This window comes from Rahnella sp. PCH160, from assembly GCF_047784855.1.
Classification (GTDB): Bacteria; Pseudomonadota; Gammaproteobacteria; order Enterobacterales; family Enterobacteriaceae; genus Rahnella.
Genome location: NZ_JBLOGT010000001.1, coordinates 4,114,972 through 4,129,556 on the forward strand (window position 1 = coordinate 4,114,972; position 14,585 = coordinate 4,129,556).

11 protein-coding genes and 1 other RNA gene are annotated in these 14,585 nt (G+C 51.3%); 3 read left to right on the forward strand and 9 right to left on the reverse strand.

Annotated features, from left to right (window positions below):
• Positions 1–75 precede the first annotated feature (75 nt).
• The 6 genes from sufE to sufA all read right to left on the reverse strand — a co-directional run bounded on the left by sufE (position 76) and on the right by sufA (position 5,834).
• Positions 76–489: a cysteine desulfuration protein SufE gene (sufE, locus tag ACM5QY_RS19125; protein WP_416122242.1), complete on the reverse strand. Its 414-nt coding sequence runs from the start codon at positions 487–489 to the stop codon at positions 76–78.
• A 28-nt stretch (positions 490–517) separates the two neighbouring features.
• Positions 518–1,738, reverse strand: coding sequence for a cysteine desulfurase SufS (sufS, locus tag ACM5QY_RS19130; RefSeq protein WP_416122243.1), 1,221 nt, complete (start codon positions 1,736–1,738; stop codon positions 518–520).
• Positions 1,738–3,039 carry a Fe-S cluster assembly protein SufD gene (gene sufD, locus ACM5QY_RS19135; RefSeq protein WP_416122244.1) on the reverse strand — a complete coding sequence of 434 codons (1,302 nt, stop codon included), beginning with the start codon at positions 3,037–3,039 and terminating at the stop codon, positions 1,738–1,740. The genes sufS and sufD overlap by 1 nt, the downstream gene beginning before the upstream one ends.
• A complete protein-coding gene (gene sufC / locus ACM5QY_RS19140) occupies positions 3,014–3,760 on the reverse strand; it encodes a Fe-S cluster assembly ATPase SufC (RefSeq protein WP_416122245.1) in 747 nt (248 codons plus the stop codon). The genes sufD and sufC overlap by 26 nt, the downstream gene beginning before the upstream one ends.
• A 122-nt stretch (positions 3,761–3,882) precedes the next feature.
• Positions 3,883–5,406 (reverse strand): Fe-S cluster assembly protein SufB, encoded by a 1,524-nt coding sequence (gene sufB, locus ACM5QY_RS19145; protein WP_416122246.1) that lies wholly within the window; start codon positions 5,404–5,406, stop codon positions 3,883–3,885.
• A 56-nt stretch (positions 5,407–5,462) separates the two neighbouring features.
• Positions 5,463–5,834, reverse strand: coding sequence for a Fe-S cluster assembly scaffold SufA (gene sufA / locus ACM5QY_RS19150; protein WP_104922540.1), 372 nt, complete (start codon positions 5,832–5,834; stop codon positions 5,463–5,465).
• 458 nt (positions 5,835–6,292) lie between these two features.
• Between sufA and ACM5QY_RS19155 the strand changes: the two genes are divergently transcribed.
• The gene (locus ACM5QY_RS19155; RefSeq protein WP_152325715.1) at positions 6,293–6,697 is read left to right on the forward strand and encodes a hypothetical protein; all 405 of its coding nucleotides are present in this window, start codon (positions 6,293–6,295) and stop codon (positions 6,695–6,697) included.
• A gap of 128 nt (positions 6,698–6,825) precedes the next feature.
• Here the strand turns inward: ACM5QY_RS19155 and ACM5QY_RS19160 are convergent, their stop codons facing one another.
• Entirely contained in the window at positions 6,826–7,245 is a 420-nt protein-coding gene (locus ACM5QY_RS19160; protein WP_416122247.1) for a hotdog fold thioesterase, read from the reverse strand.
• A gap of 16 nt (positions 7,246–7,261) precedes the next feature.
• Entirely contained in the window at positions 7,262–10,318 is a 3,057-nt protein-coding gene (gene ydiJ, locus ACM5QY_RS19165) for a D-2-hydroxyglutarate dehydrogenase YdiJ (RefSeq protein ID WP_416122248.1), read from the reverse strand.
• Positions 10,319–10,643: 325 nt separating this feature from the next.
• Here ydiJ and ydiK point away from each other — a divergent pair, with 325 nt between their 5' ends.
• Together ydiK and rprA are read left to right on the forward strand one after the other, a co-directional pair.
• Positions 10,644–11,741 carry an AI-2E family transporter YdiK gene (gene ydiK / locus ACM5QY_RS19170; RefSeq protein ID WP_416122249.1) on the forward strand — a complete coding sequence of 366 codons (1,098 nt, stop codon included), beginning with the start codon at positions 10,644–10,646 and terminating at the stop codon, positions 11,739–11,741.
• Positions 11,742–11,931: 190 nt separating this feature from the next.
• Positions 11,932–12,042: antisense sRNA RprA (gene rprA, locus ACM5QY_RS19175), an RNA gene on the forward strand.
• A gap of 119 nt (positions 12,043–12,161) precedes the next feature.
• Here the strand turns inward: rprA and ppsA are convergent.
• Complete coding sequence (ppsA, locus tag ACM5QY_RS19180) at positions 12,162–14,540, reverse strand: phosphoenolpyruvate synthase (protein ID WP_416122250.1); 2,379 nt, start codon at positions 14,538–14,540, stop codon at positions 12,162–12,164.
• Positions 14,541–14,585 lie beyond the last annotated feature (45 nt).

The following is a 14,585-nucleotide window of genomic DNA, read 5'->3' on the forward strand; positions in this document are numbered from 1 at the left end:
GGGAGAACTGAATAAATGACTTTGCTCATTAGCAGATAATTCCTAATGAGCAAAGGTGTATCGCAGAGACTGGCGTTAAGCCAATACAGCCGCTTTTGCGCGAATAGAACGAATCATGGCTTCCAGCCCCTGAGAGCGGGAAGGCGTCAGATGCTGGCTGAGTTCCAGTTCCGTGAAGAACGGACGCACATCCAGTTCCACTACATCGCGCGGTGTTAAACCCTGATACAGACTGAATACGATTGCCACCAGACCTTTAACGATAGCGGCATCGCTGTCGCCTTCAAAGGTCAGCGCGCCGTTTTCATCCAGGCTCATCACGATCCAAACCTGGCTCTGGCAGCCCGCAATCAGGTTTTTATCCTGACGATGTTCTTCAGGCAAGGCCGCCAACTGGCCGCCCAGTTCAATCACGTACAGATACTTTTCTTCCCAATTCGGGCATCGGGCAAAATTTCTGACTAACTTATTTTTATCTGGCAAAGCCATAACGACATCCTGCTCAGGGCTGTCAGGGTTAACCCAGCAGCCGGTGAATACGTTGCAGTCCTGCGACCAACCGGTCGACTTCTTCGCGGGTATTGTACATCGCCAGCGAGGCGCGGCACATAGCCGGAACACCGTAGAAGGACATTAATGGCATCGCGCAGTGATGGCCGGTGCGGATGGCAATACCGTATTGATCCAGGAAACTGCCCACGTCGTAGGCATGGTGTTTACCGAGATTAAACGCAATCACGCCAGCGCGTGTTGCCGGGCCATAGATCTGGATGTCAGGCACCTGCGCCATCGCTTCAAGCGCATAGCGCATCAGTTCCTGCTCGTAAGCGTGGATATTCTCCAGCCCCAGTTCAGTCACATACTCGATAGCTGCGCCCAACCCCATGATACCGCCGGTGTTTGGCGTACCCGCCTCAAAGCGCCACGGCGCTGCTGCAAAGGTCGTGCCTTCGGTCAGGCTGACGTGCTTAATCATTGAACCGCCTCCTTCCCATGGCGGCATCTGGTCGAGCAATTCTTTACGACCGTAAAGAATACCGATACCTGTTGGTCCGTAAAGCTTGTGCCCTGACCAGACGTAGAAATCACAGCCCAACGCCTGCACATCCACCGCATGGTGCATGACGGCCTGCGCGCCATCGACCAGAACGGTCAGACCGGCGGCTTTTGCCTGAGGAATGATTTTTTCGATCGGGTTAACAGTGCCCAGCACATTCGACACATGCGCCAGCGTCAGCAGTTTAGTGCGGGGCGTAATAAGCTTTTCAAGCTGGGATAAATCCAGTTCACCGTCCGGAGTGAGGTGCCAGACGTCAATGTGCAGGTCGCGCTCTTTCGCCAGCATCTGCCAGGGAACGATGTTCGCGTGATGCTCCATTTCAGTCAGAATAATATGATCGCCCGGCTGCAATAAAGCACGGCCATAGGTGTTGGCGACCAGATTAATGGCTTCCGTTGACCCTTTTACGAAGACGATTTCTTCTGCTGAGGCCGCATTCATAAAGCGAGCCGCCTGAACACGGACGTTTTCCATCTGCTCAGTCGCTTCTGCGCTCATGGTATGAATGCCGCGGTGAACCGCAGCATAACCCTGTTCGAAGAAAGACATCTCACGGTCGATAACCTGACGCGGTTTCTGTGCGCTGGCCGCACTGTCCAGATAGGCCAGCGGCTGGCCGTTAACTTCACGGCTCAGCACAGGGAAATCGCTACGTACTCTTTCCAGTGGAAAACTCATTACACACCTCGATTGAGTCGGCCTGCAATACGGGCAATCACGACTTCACGCAGGGTTTCATTCTCAATGGCTTCCGTCAGTTCAGCGGCAAACGCAAAGATGATCATTTGCTGAGCATCCTTGCCGCTAATCCCACGGGTACGCAGATAGAAAAGCTGTTCGTCGTCGATACGACCCACAGTGGCACCATGGCTGCATTTCACGTCATCGGCATAAATTTCAAGCTGAGGTTTGGTATCAACTTCAGTGTGCTTGCCCAGCAACAGGTTGTTGTTGGTCATTTTTCCGTCGGTTTTCAGAGCGTGCTGCGCCACTTTGATCATGCCGTTGAAAATCGCTTTTGCACGATCGTTGACAATCACTTTGTGCAGCTGATTGCTGTTGCAATAGCCTTTGTTGTGTTCCAGATACGTACGGGTATCGGCAATCTCAGAATCGACAGGCAACACCAGACTGTTAATATTCAGATCGCTGTTTTCGCCGTTCAGTTGCGCACTGGTGTTATTACGGGTCAGGCCCGCGCCCAGCAGGAAACTGTGGCTGGAAACACGGGAATCGCGCCCGATAACCAGATCATTGTGCGAGAAGTGGAAGCTGGCCTGGCTTTCGAAAGCCAGTTTGTAATGCGTGAAACCGGCATTATCGCCCACTTTCACCGTCAAACGCGCACCGGTGAAATGACCGTGATCGTTAAGGCTCAGGTAATGTTCAATGACTTCTGCGTTGGCACCGTTTTCAATCTCGATATGGTAACGATGATGAACCGTATTCATTTCGCGTGACTGGTCACGGCCGCTGCTCAGGTGCAGTAAATACAACGGCTTATCAGCCAGTTTTCCGGCAGCTAAACGCACAGCGAAAGAATCCTGCGCCAGACTTTCCGTCAGGTGCAAAAAGACTTCGGACTGAATCGGATCCGGCAGCGTTTGCTGCGCAGCCGCGTTCAGTTTTTCAATTTCAAAAGCGCCGGTATTTTCGTCACTCAGGTTCGCATCAAAACGACCATCTACGAAAACCAAACGGTAACATTCAAGCGGCAATGCCAGTGATTTAACGTTCTCAACCGTTAGCGCCTGCTGCTGCGGAGCGAAGAACTGATTGCCCAGTAATGAAGAAACCGGCGTATATTTCCAGTCCTCCAGTTTCGCATGTGGAAAACCAAGGCGGAGCACCTGTTGCCAGTGCGCATGCGCGTGAGCAGAGTGTTCACCACCACGGCTTTCAAAAAGACGGTAAAGCTGCTGCATGGCGTGCGAACTGCCCGCCGCAGGTGCATTACTCTTCGTCGGTAAGCCAGCCATAACCCTGCTCCTCTAACTGTTTAACCAAGGTGAAATCGCCGGATTTAACAATGCGGCCCTGATACAGAACATGCACGTAGTCAGGCTTGATGTAGTCGAGGATACGCTGGTAGTGGGTCACAATAACGAATGAACGTTTGCCGTCGCGCAGTGCGTTAACACCGTTAGAGACGATTTTCAGCGCATCGATGTCCAGACCGGAGTCGGTTTCATCCAGAATGCACAGGCTTGGCTCAAGGGCCGCCATTTGCAGAATGTCGTTACGCTTTTTCTCACCGCCGGAGAAGCCTACGTTCACTGAACGGGTCAGCAAATCCGCAGGCATTTTCAGCATGGCAATTTTTTCTTCGATGAAATCGGCAAAATCAAAGCGATCCATCGGGGGCTGGTCGCGGTACTTGCGCACAGCGTTCACCGCAGTTTGCAGGAAGAAATGGTTGGTCACGCCAGGGATTTCTACCGGGTACTGGAAAGCCATAAACACGCCTTCACCGGCACGATCTTCCGGGGCAAGATCCAGCAAATCTTTGCCATTGAACATTACGGAACCTTCGGTCACTTCGTAATCTTCACGGCCAGCCAGTGTCGCGGAGAGCGTACTTTTGCCTGAGCCGTTCGGGCCCATGATGGCGTGTACTTCACCCGGTTTGATCTCCAGATCAAGTCCTTTCAGAATTTCCTTTTCTTCGACACGGACCTTCAAATTCTTGATGCTTAACATACGTATCCTTGAGTTTGCGCCTGCGCGCTCATAATTCTGTTTATGCTTTGACTGTGCTGAACTCAAACCTGCCCGGCGCCAGCGTCACACCACGCGGCGGCGGGAGGAAAACGTGCGGAAGATTAACCGACGCTGTGTTCAAGGCTGATCGCCAGCAGTTTCTGTGCTTCGACAGCAAACTCCAGCGGCAGCTCGGAAAAGACATCTTTACAGAAACCGTTAACAATCATGGATATCGCGTCATCTTCGCTGATACCACGTTGCAGACAGTAGAACAGCTGGTCATCGCCGATTTTTGACGTCGTGGCTTCATGCTCCAGCTGCGCTGTGTTATTGCGCACTTCGACATACGGGAACGTATGCGCGGCGCTGTCCGGACCAATCAGCATCGAGTCACACTGCGTAAAGTTACGGGCATTTTCGGCACTTGGCAGGATCTTCACCAGACCACGGTAACTGTTCTGGCTATGGCCTGCGGAAATCCCTTTAGAGATGATGGTCGATTTGGTATTTTTACCAATGTGAATCATCTTGGTGCCGGTATCCGCCTGCTGTTTCCCGCTGGTCAGTGCCACTGAGAAAAATTCACCGATGGAGTTATCCCCTTTCAGGATAACGCTCGGGTATTTCCAGGTAATCGCAGAGCCGGTTTCAGACTGGGTCCACGACATCTTCGAACCCGCGCCTTCGCACAATGCACGTTTGGTCACGAAGTTCAGGATCCCGCCGCTGCTGTCTTTGCCGCCGGAGAACCAGTTCTGCACGGTGGAATATTTCACTTCTGCATCTTTATGCAGAATGACTTCAACCACGGCTGCGTGAAGCTGATAGGTATCACGTACAGGCGCTGAACAGCCTTCGATATAGCTGACGTAACTGCCTTCATCAGCAATCAAAATGGTACGTTCGAACTGGCCGGTTTTCGCCGCATTAATACGGAAATACGTGGAGAGTTCCATCGGGCAACGCACGCCTTTCGGCACGTAAACGAAGGTACCGTCGGAGGCGACCGCCGCATTCAGCGCCGCGAAGAAGTTATCCTGTGCAGGCACAACGGTACCGAGGTATTTGCGCACCAGATCCGGGTATTCATGGATCGCTTCGCCGAATGAGCAGAAAATAACGCCCGATTCAGCCAGCTTTTCGCGGTATGTGGTGGAAACGGAAACGGAATCAAAAATGGCATCGACCGCCACTTCTTTCCCTTCACGTACAGGAACACCCAGCTGTTCAAACGCTTTTTCCACTTCGCTGGTCAGGTAGTTTTTACCTTCAAGCGCAGGAGTGCTGTGAGAATTTTCAGGAGGTTGTTGCGTAGCGCCAGGTTGAGAACCGCAGGTATCATCACAGCTGCCGCATGAAGGCGCGGAGTAATAGCTGTAATCCTGATAGTCGAGAGGCGTGTAATACGCTTTCAACCAGTGAGGCTCTTCCATTTTTAACCAGGCATGATAAGCCTGCAGACGGAACTCCAGCATCCACTCAGGCTCATTGCGCTTTGCGGAAATGGCACGCACGACATCTTCGTTGATGCCTGATGCTAATTCATCGGTTGCCAGCTGAGTGAAGAACCCTTCCTTATAGTTCGTCTCCTCGCCGACCCAAGACTGCACATCATCTGGAATTTCTACGTTGCTTCGTGACATGTTGGTTACATCGCTTTGTTTACAATAATCGTAATGACTGTTTGCCCGGCGCTGACTTAAAGGCCGAAACTTTCACCACACCCGCAGGCATGCTGAGCTTTAGGATTATTGAATTTAAATATCTGATTCAGCCCTTCGCGGACGAAATCCACCTCGGTTCCGTCGATGAAAGGCATTGCCTTCAGCGGAACAAACAGCAAAGCGCCGTCATGCTCAAACACCAGGTCATCGCTGGCCGGTTGTTTAGTTAAATCCAGAACATAGCCAAAGCCCGCACAGCCCGATTGTTTAACCGAGAGCTGGAGACCCTTGACTTCAGGATCCTGCTCCATCAGGTTCTTCACCTGTTTGGCCGCAGAATCAGTCAGGATCACACCTTGCCATACGTTGTCGTCTAAAGAGAAAGAGCCGACAGTTTCAGTTTGCATCTGTCTTACCTCATATTTTTATGGTCATAGACAAGACCTATTGTCTCTATTCTAGTGATAAGATTTATCACTTCAACCTCTTGTTTTAAGAGGTTATAGCGATTGCGCACGAGGAACGTCGCTCAATGTGCATCGGGTTTACATCCGGCCGCTGGCGGGTCTTGAACACCGCAACCATCAACTGATTGAATAAGTTGTCAATTTTTTGTTAAAAATTAAAATTAACCTTGCATTTTGTGTGGCTTAATAGCTTTCATTGTGTCTATTATAAAACATTCATCGGAAATGCCTATTTATGAATTCACCACAATCAAAATAATTAAAGCTCTTTTTGCTTAGTTGTTCTGGGGCAACAAAATCAAAAAAACCGGATGAAAACGTTGATCCAGCGATTTTTTGCCAATATGATACCCATTCATTGATAATGATTATCATTAAGATAACCCGGAATACTGAGAATGGCTCAATCGGTAAATGCGTGGTTGCAGGGCAAGATAGACGACTACAAATCGAGTGTCCGCGATGCCACCGTGGATTTCTATATGGCAGATGCCGCCTTACGACGCCCGGACGCGCATCTTTGCCAGCTCAAGCGCTTTAACAGCATTTGCCTGGATATGGCCAATCTTTGCCTGCAAAACGGAGACGACCACAGCTACCTTCATGCTCTTTGTAAACTCCACAACCGGCTGATCCTTGAGATCAACAGCGTTGTGCGTTGTGAACTCTTCCGTGTTCAGAGCTATCATTTTGCGCGGCACACGCTAAAACTCATTTGTCAGTATTATGCCATGATGGGCATCTGGGAAAAAGCGACGGCATTTCAAACTGACTTTGCCAAGCGGGTTCCGTTCCAGCTTTGACTTGTTTTCAAACAGTTAGGTGAAGACTTAAGGAAAATAAAAAGGCGAACACATTGATATGCGTCCGCCTTTTACATTCAGTATACTGTTATGACGCTGAAAAAATGCTCTGACTTAATCGTCTGAACTTAATGATCAATGACCATTGTGGTCAGCCTGGAAACGCAGCACAAACCGCCCTGCTCGTCGAATATTTCAATCTGCCAGACCTGGCTGCGTTTTCCGGTTCGTAGTGCGCGACAAACCCCGCGAACAAACCCTTCCCTGGCCGATTTCATGTGGCTGGCATTAATCTCGACACCGACGACAGTCTGATGGCCTTCAGTGCAAAGATACCCGGCCATGGATCCCATGGTTTCGGCCAGAACCACTGACGCTCCGCCGTGCAACAGACCAAACGGCTGAGTCGTGCGTGCATCCACCGGCATGGTCGCTTCGAGAAAATCGTCACCCATCTGAGTAAAGACAATTCCCACATACCCGACCATGCATCCCTGACTGCGCTGGTTCAGCGCTTCAAGGTTTGTGCTCCTTTTCCACAATGACATCGTACTTCCTTATCGGTTAAGGGATGATATCCAGTAAGGCCTGCAACGGATGGCGAACGCCATTTCCTTCGATACGTTTTACCTGACTACGGCATGAATAGCCTGTCGCGAGACAGCGCTGGCGCGGAAGTCGCTGTAAAGAGGTATGCCAGGACAGTTCATAAATCCCCAAAGAATTCCCAAGGTTTTTGCTTTCATGCCCGTACGTGCCCGCCATTCCGCAACATCCCACACTGACATTTTCCAGCTTCGCACCGTAGCGGGCAAAGATGTTTCCCCACTCTTTGCTGCTGTTTGGCAACGCGGTACTTTCGGTGCAATGGCCGAACAGATACCAGGATTCGCCGCTTTGCTGCTGCGCCGGTCGTTCGCCCAGCCAGTTATCCAGCCATTCGTGTACCAACTGAACCTGGAACGAACCTCGTGATTCGCCGAGGATTTCTTTGTACTCATCGCGATAACACAGCACCAGCGCCGGGTCGACACCCACCAGCGGCATGCCTAATTGCGCTACACGGTTGAGAAACACCGAAGTCTTGCGCGCCGTTTTCGCAAAACGTGTCAGGAAACCTTTGATGTGCTGCGCTTTTCCGTTCGGCGAGAAAGGCAGCAGAACCGGTTTAAGGCCCAGCTTTTCAATCAATCGAACAAAATCGGCCACCACCTGCGCATCATAGAAACTGGTGAACGGATCCTGCACAACCAGAACATATTCGCCACGCTGAGCAGGAGGGATTTTTTCCAGTTGTTCGAGTGTCATCTTGCTGGCGCGATGCCCCAGTAACTGCTCTCGTAACGTCGGAGAAGACAGCAAAGGTAAATCCACCATGCCGATACTTTTGCGGCTCATTTCCCGCACCCAAGGCTGTTTGAGGAAGAAGTTAAACAGCTTCGGTGCTTTTGCCATGATCGGGGCATAGCTTTCGACACTTGCCACGAAATGATCGCTCGCCGGGCGCAGATAGCGGGTGTGATAAAGCTGCAGGAAACGCGAGCGGAAACCGGGAACATCAATCTTGATCGGGCATTGCGTTGAGCAGGCCTTACAAGCCAGACAACCCGACATCGCTTCTTTTACTTCATGGGAGAAGTCGTATTCCCCTTTGTTGGCATGCCAGGTATTACGCGTGCGGTCGATCAGGCTGCGCAAGCTGAGGCCTTTTTCAGGCAACGCATTTTCCAGCGCCAGCGGATCAACGCCCTGCTCTGAAAGTAAACGCAGCCATTCACGCACCAGACCCGCACGCCCTTTCGGAGAATGGATCCGGCTGCCGGTAATTTTCATCGACGGACACATCGGGCTTTTCACATCAAAGTTAAAGCACAAACCGTTCCCGTTACACTCCAGAGCGCCGCGGAATGACTGGCGCACTTCCAGCGGGATCCGGCGGTCAAGGGTTCCGCGTTTCGGTGCATCGACCTTCATCATGGGCTCATCGCATTCCAGAGGCGCACAAATCTTGCCGGGGTTCAGGCGGTTGTTCGGGTCAAAGACGGTTTTAATTCGGCGTAATTCATGAAATAACGCGTCACCAAAGAAAGCCGGGCTGTATTCGGCGCGAAAACCTTTGCCGTGCTCGCCCCACAGCAAACCACCGTATTTAGCCGTCAGGGCAACAACTTCATCTGAAATCTGCTTCAGCAGCATTTCCTGTTGCGGATCACACATGTCCAGCGCCGGGCGGACATGCAATACACCGGCGTCAACGTGACCAAACATCCCATAACTCAGGTTATGGCTGTCGAGCAACGCGCGAAATTCAACGATGTAATCCGCCAGATGTTGCGGAGGCACACAGGTATCTTCAGCAAAGGGCAGCGGTTTGGCCTGCCCTTTGGCATTGCCCAGCAAACCGACGGCTTTCTTGCGCATGTTATAGATACGTTCAATACCGGGCAGATCCGCACAAATCTGATAGCCAATTACGCCACCTTCTTTGTCGCTCATCAGCCCGTCCAGCCGCTCGCATAATGCACTCACCTGATCTTCGATCAGGTCTCCATCATCGCCCGCGAACTCAACAATATTGAGCCCCTGCATGTCTTTGCCGTCAACGTCGGTGATGTAATCACGCACGCTGTGCCAGACGATATCTTCACGGGCCAGATTCAGGACTTTAGAATCAACGGTTTCAACCGACAGCGCTTTGGCCTCCACCATCAAAGGTGCGTTGCGCAGCGCGGAGTTGAAGGAATCATATTTGATATTAACCAGACGCCGCACTTTAGGAATTCGCGTGATATTCAGGCGCGCTTCGGTAATGAAAGCCAGCGAACCCTCTGAGCCTGTGAGGATTCGGGTCAGATCGAAGGTTTGCAGATCATCACTCAGGACATGGCGTAAGTCATAGCCCGTCAGGAAACGGTTAAGTTTCGGGAATTTTTCAATGACCAACGCCCGGTTATCGCGGCAGCTATCCAGCACGGTGCGGTAAATCCGCCCGATCACGGAATCTTCTTCACCGAGTTTATCCGCCAGCGCAACCGGCATCGCAACGGTATCGAGCATATCGCCGCCGAGCACAATCGCACGAACACCGAGAACGTGGTCTGACGTTTTGCCGTAAACCAGCGAGCCTTGTCCGGACGCATCGGTATTGATCATACCGCCGAGCGTTGCTCGGTTACTGGTCGATAACTCCGGAGAGAAGAAATAACCCAAGGGACGAAGATAATCATTGAGCTGGTCTTTAATCACGCCGGCTTCGACCTTGACCCAACCTTGTTTAACGTTGATATCCAGAATGCGGTTCATATGACGGGACATATCAACCACAATTCCCCGGTTCAGCGACTGGCCGTTAGTGCCGGTGCCGCCACCGCGTGGTGTGAAGACCAGCGTTTTAAAACGTTCCTGCCCGGCGAGACGGGCAATCAGCGCAACATCAGACGTGGCAACAGGGAATAAGACGGCATCCGGCAACAGCTGATAAACACTGTTATCAGTTGCCATCGTCAGACGGTCGGCATACGTCGTCGTGACATCACCGGTAAAACCGTTGCTTTTAAGCGCTTCCAAAAAATCGAGCACCAGCTGGATGACACCCGGCGCCTGAGAAATCTGTGGGATCATTGAATTATGACTCTGTCTTTGTTGTATGCCTGGCGGGCCCGAGGCGACCTGCCGGATCTGCGAGGCAGATCCACCCTGTTATTTATCCAGAATAAAAACTAACATACTTCGTTTTTAAGCGCTTCGTCTGGTTAACCTTTGTTGCATATGTTTCATGCCACGCCGCAAAAAGCACGTCTGGCAACAACGTGTTGCAACTTATTGTGTGCGGCGCTATCCAAAAGCAGCCTGATGTTCCATGCTTATTTATAGCTTTCCCGATGTGACTTTTGTTTTAAGGCACAAGGCGCGTGCCTTACTTCGTTTATCCAAATGAGAAACATGAATGAATCTCCCAATTAAACGTTACGATTTGCCCCAGATTATGTTCGGGGTTCTGTTTATTGCACTGATGACCATCGCCAGTATCTGGATTGTTCAGCCTTTTATTTTGGGCTTTGCCTGGGCCGGGATGGTGGTGATCGCGACCTGGCCACTGATGATCAAATTACAGCGGATTCTCTGGGGACGGCGTTTTATGGCCGTCATCGTGATGACCCTGTTGCTGATATTGTTGTTTGTACTGCCAATTGCCTTGCTGGTCAGCAGCGCGATTGAAAATGGCGCACCGCTGGTAGGTATCGCCACCAACCCATCGACATTGCATATGCCGGATTTCAACTGGCTGAACGCTATTCCGCTGGTCGGCCATAAACTTTACAGCGGCTGGCATGCCCTCATCAACGGCGGCGGCAATGCCCTGATGAGTAAAGTTCAGCCGTATGTCGGGCAGACGGCTTCCTGGTTTGTCACGCAGGCCGGGCATCTGGGCCGGTTTATCGTCCACTGTTCTCTGATGCTGTTATTCAGCGCCCTTCTTTATAGCCGTGGTGAACAGGTCGCAATGGGGATCCGCCACTTTGCTGTTCGACTGGCGGCGGAACGCGGCGATGCGGCGGTTATTCTTGCCGGACAGGCAATTCGTGCAGTGGCCCTGGGGGTCGTGGTGACGGCAATCGTTCAGTCTGTGCTCGGCGGTATCGGGCTGGCCATCGCCGGTATCCCTTATGCGACAGTATTAACCGTGGTGATGTTTGTATGCTGCGTCGCGCAAATCGGGCCTTTGCTGGTGCTCATTCCGGCCATCATCTGGCTCTACTGGTCGGGTGATAATACCTGGGGTACGGTGCTGCTGGTCTGGAGCTGCGTCGTGGGTTCGCTGGATAACGTTCTGCGTCCGGTGCTTATCCGCATGGGTGCAGATTTGCCGATGCTGCTGATTTTATCCGGTGTTATTGGTGGTCTGTTCGCCTTTGGTATGATTGGCTTGTTTATTGGACCTGTCGTTCTCGCGGTGTCCTATCGCCTGATTTCACTGTGGGTCAACGAAGCGCCTGAGCCGGATACCGATCCGGAAGAAGCACTCAAAGCCCTCGATGAATAATTGTTCCGCGAATTAGCATCCCGGCGTTGCCTTGGTTCTTAACAGGCAACGCCCTCTTCTTTTATATTCCTCATGACTTCCTCCTATTTTGAAACCACCGCAAACATTCGGTCTCATCCATTAGTATGAGAATAATACCTATTAGGATGATTCTTACAGACTAAATATCTTGAGAAACCTACTATTATTAACAGTTCGCATTTCAACTCACTGATTTATATACAGGCTTCCCCTTGAGCATGTATACCCCAAATTGCTGTGTGTAGTCTTTGCCTGTCTCCAATGACGGGCTTTTTTTTTATTATAACCCCCTCCCGCTATTAATTATTTCACCACTTTCTTTCGCGTTTAAACGCCTTAAAAAAAGGCCATCACCCGAAAGCGATGGCCTTTATTTCCTTTCCTCAAACCCTGACGCGGTTATTTACTTTCAGCTAATGCCAGCCAGGTTTGTACGACGGTATCCGGATTCAGCGACAAGCTGTCAATGCCTTCTTCCATCAGCCACTGAGCGAAATCCTGATGGTCTGACGGGCCCTGTCCGCAAATGCCGACATACTTGCCTTGTTTCTTCGCGGCTTTGATTGCCATTGAAAGTAAGGCTTTAACCGCCTCGTTGCGCTCATCAAAGAGTTCAGACACCACGCCGGAATCGCGATCCAGCCCAAGCGTAAGCTGGGTCATGTCATTTGAACCGATTGAGAAGCCATCAAAGTGCTCAAGGAATTGTTCGGCAAGTAACGCATTCGATGGGATCTCGCACATCATAATGACCTTAAGACCATTTTCTCCGCGCTTCAGCCCCTGATTGGCCAGCTCCTTAACCACCGCTTCAGCCTGAGCCACGGTTCTGACAAACGGGATCATTACTTCAACGTTGGTCAGCCCCATGTCGTTGCGAACTCGTTTCATTGCCTCGCACTCCAGCGCAAAACAATCGCGGAAGCTGTCTGAAACGTATCGACCGGCACCACGGAAGCCCAGCATTGGGTTTTCTTCGTGCGGTTCATACTTCTCGCCGCCGACCAGGTTGGCGTACTCGTTCGATTTAAAATCGGACAAACGAACAATCACACGTTTTGGCCAGAACGCCGCTCCCAGAGTTGCAATCCCTTCTGTCAGACGGGCAACGTAATATTCACGCGGACTGTCATAGCCCTGAATAATCTTCTTAATTTGTTCCTGTAATTCTGGCGACTGAGTATCGAACTCCAGTAACGCTTTTGGATGCACGCCAATCATGCGGTTAATGATAAATTCAAGACGCGCCAGCCCGACGCCTTCATTCGGCAGGCAGGCAAAGTCAAAAGCCCTGTCCGGATTACCGATATTCATCATGATTTTCAACGGCAGCGTTGGCAGTTCATCGACCTCAGAACTTTGCACGGTGAAGTCCAGCTCATCCTGATAAACATAACCAGTATCGCCCTCGGAACAGGACACCGTCACTTTCTGATTTTCTTTCAGTTTCTCAGTGGCATCGCCGCAACCGACAACCGCAGGGATGCCCAACTCACGGGCAATAATGGCCGCATGGCAGGTTCGCCCGCCTCGGTTAGTCACAATGGCCGAAGCTTTTTTCATGATCGGCTCCCAGTCTGGATCCGTCATGTCTGTGACCAGAATATCGCCCGCTTTGACATGATGCATTTCGCTGATGTTGTGTATGATTTTCACTGGGCCGGCACCGATGCGGTGGCCGATTGCACGGCCTTCCACCAGAACTTTGCTGCTGCCATTGAGCTGATAACGCTCCATCACCTGACCGTTTGAACGCACGGTCTCAGGGCGCGCCTGCACAATGTATAACTTGCCATTATGACCATCTTTTGCCCATTCGATATCCATCGGGCGGCCATAGTGTTTTTCAATCAATAATGCCTGACGTGCCAGAGCCTGCACTTCATCATCGGTCAGTGAGAACCGGGTATTGAGCTCAGCAGGCACATCTTCAATCTGTACCTGTTTGCCGTGTTCCTGGCTCGGTGCATAAACCATGCGGATTTTCTTCGAGCCCATGGTACGACGCACAATCGCAGGTCTATTTTTGGCCAGCGTCGGTTTATGCACATAAAACTCATCCGGGTTGACCGCACCCTGCACCACCATTTCGCCGAGGCCATAGGCTGAAGTGATAAAGACCACCTGATCAAAACCTGATTCCGTATCGATGGTAAACATCACGCCCGCTGCCGCGAGATCAGAGCGCACCATACGTTGCACGCCGGCAGACAGCGCCACGCCACGGTGGTCGTAGCCCTGATGAACACGATAAGAAATTGCGCGATCGTTGAATAAGGAAGCGTAGACATGTTTCACGGCGATAAGAACCGCATCAAACCCCTGAACATTCAGGAAGGTTTCCTGCTGACCGGCAAAGGAGGCATCGGGCATATCTTCTGCTGTCGCAGAAGAACGGACAGCGAAGGACGCGTCAGGCTCGCCTTCAGAAAGCTGCTGATAAGCTTCACGTATGGAATGTTCCAGCTCAGGCTGGAATGGCGTATCAATGACCCATTGGCGGATTTTCGCGCCCGCCTGGGTCAGTTGCCCGATATCATCCACATCTGTTTTATCCAGTAATTCGTGGATCCGATGGTTAACGCCGCTTTGATCAAGAAAATCATTAAAAGCCTGAGATGTGGTGGCGAAACCGTTAGGGACGGAAACGCCCAGATCAGACAGATTCGTGATCATTTCCCCGAGGGATGCGTTCTTACCCCCGACTTTATCAACGTCGTTCATACCCAGTTGGTTGTACCAGATAACATTGCGTAAATCGGGATCGAGATGAGCCATGAAACAATCCTTTCGTAATTTGTTCACAGTAAAAGTCAGTAGGAG

Coding starts and splice junctions, on each gene's coding strand:
- sufB (WP_416122246.1), bottom strand. CDS start 5,406: ATGTCACGAAGCAACGTAGAAATTCCAGATGATGTGCAGTCTTGGGTC.
- ydiK (WP_416122249.1), top strand. CDS start 10,644: ATGAATCTCCCAATTAAACGTTACGATTTGCCCCAGATTATGTTCGGG.
- sufA (WP_104922540.1), bottom strand. CDS start 5,834: ATGCAAACTGAAACTGTCGGCTCTTTCTCTTTAGACGACAACGTATGG.
- ACM5QY_RS19160 (WP_416122247.1), bottom strand. CDS start 7,245: ATGTCATTGTGGAAAAGGAGCACAAACCTTGAAGCGCTGAACCAGCGC.
- ACM5QY_RS19155 (WP_152325715.1), top strand. CDS start 6,293: ATGGCTCAATCGGTAAATGCGTGGTTGCAGGGCAAGATAGACGACTAC.
- sufS (WP_416122243.1), bottom strand. CDS start 1,738: ATGAGTTTTCCACTGGAAAGAGTACGTAGCGATTTCCCTGTGCTGAGC.
- ydiJ (WP_416122248.1), bottom strand. CDS start 10,318: ATGATCCCACAGATTTCTCAGGCGCCGGGTGTCATCCAGCTGGTGCTC.
- sufE (WP_416122242.1), bottom strand. CDS start 489: ATGGCTTTGCCAGATAAAAATAAGTTAGTCAGAAATTTTGCCCGATGC.
- sufC (WP_416122245.1), bottom strand. CDS start 3,760: ATGTTAAGCATCAAGAATTTGAAGGTCCGTGTCGAAGAAAAGGAAATT.
- sufD (WP_416122244.1), bottom strand. CDS start 3,039: ATGGCTGGCTTACCGACGAAGAGTAATGCACCTGCGGCGGGCAGTTCG.
- ppsA (WP_416122250.1), bottom strand. CDS start 14,540: ATGGCTCATCTCGATCCCGATTTACGCAATGTTATCTGGTACAACCAA.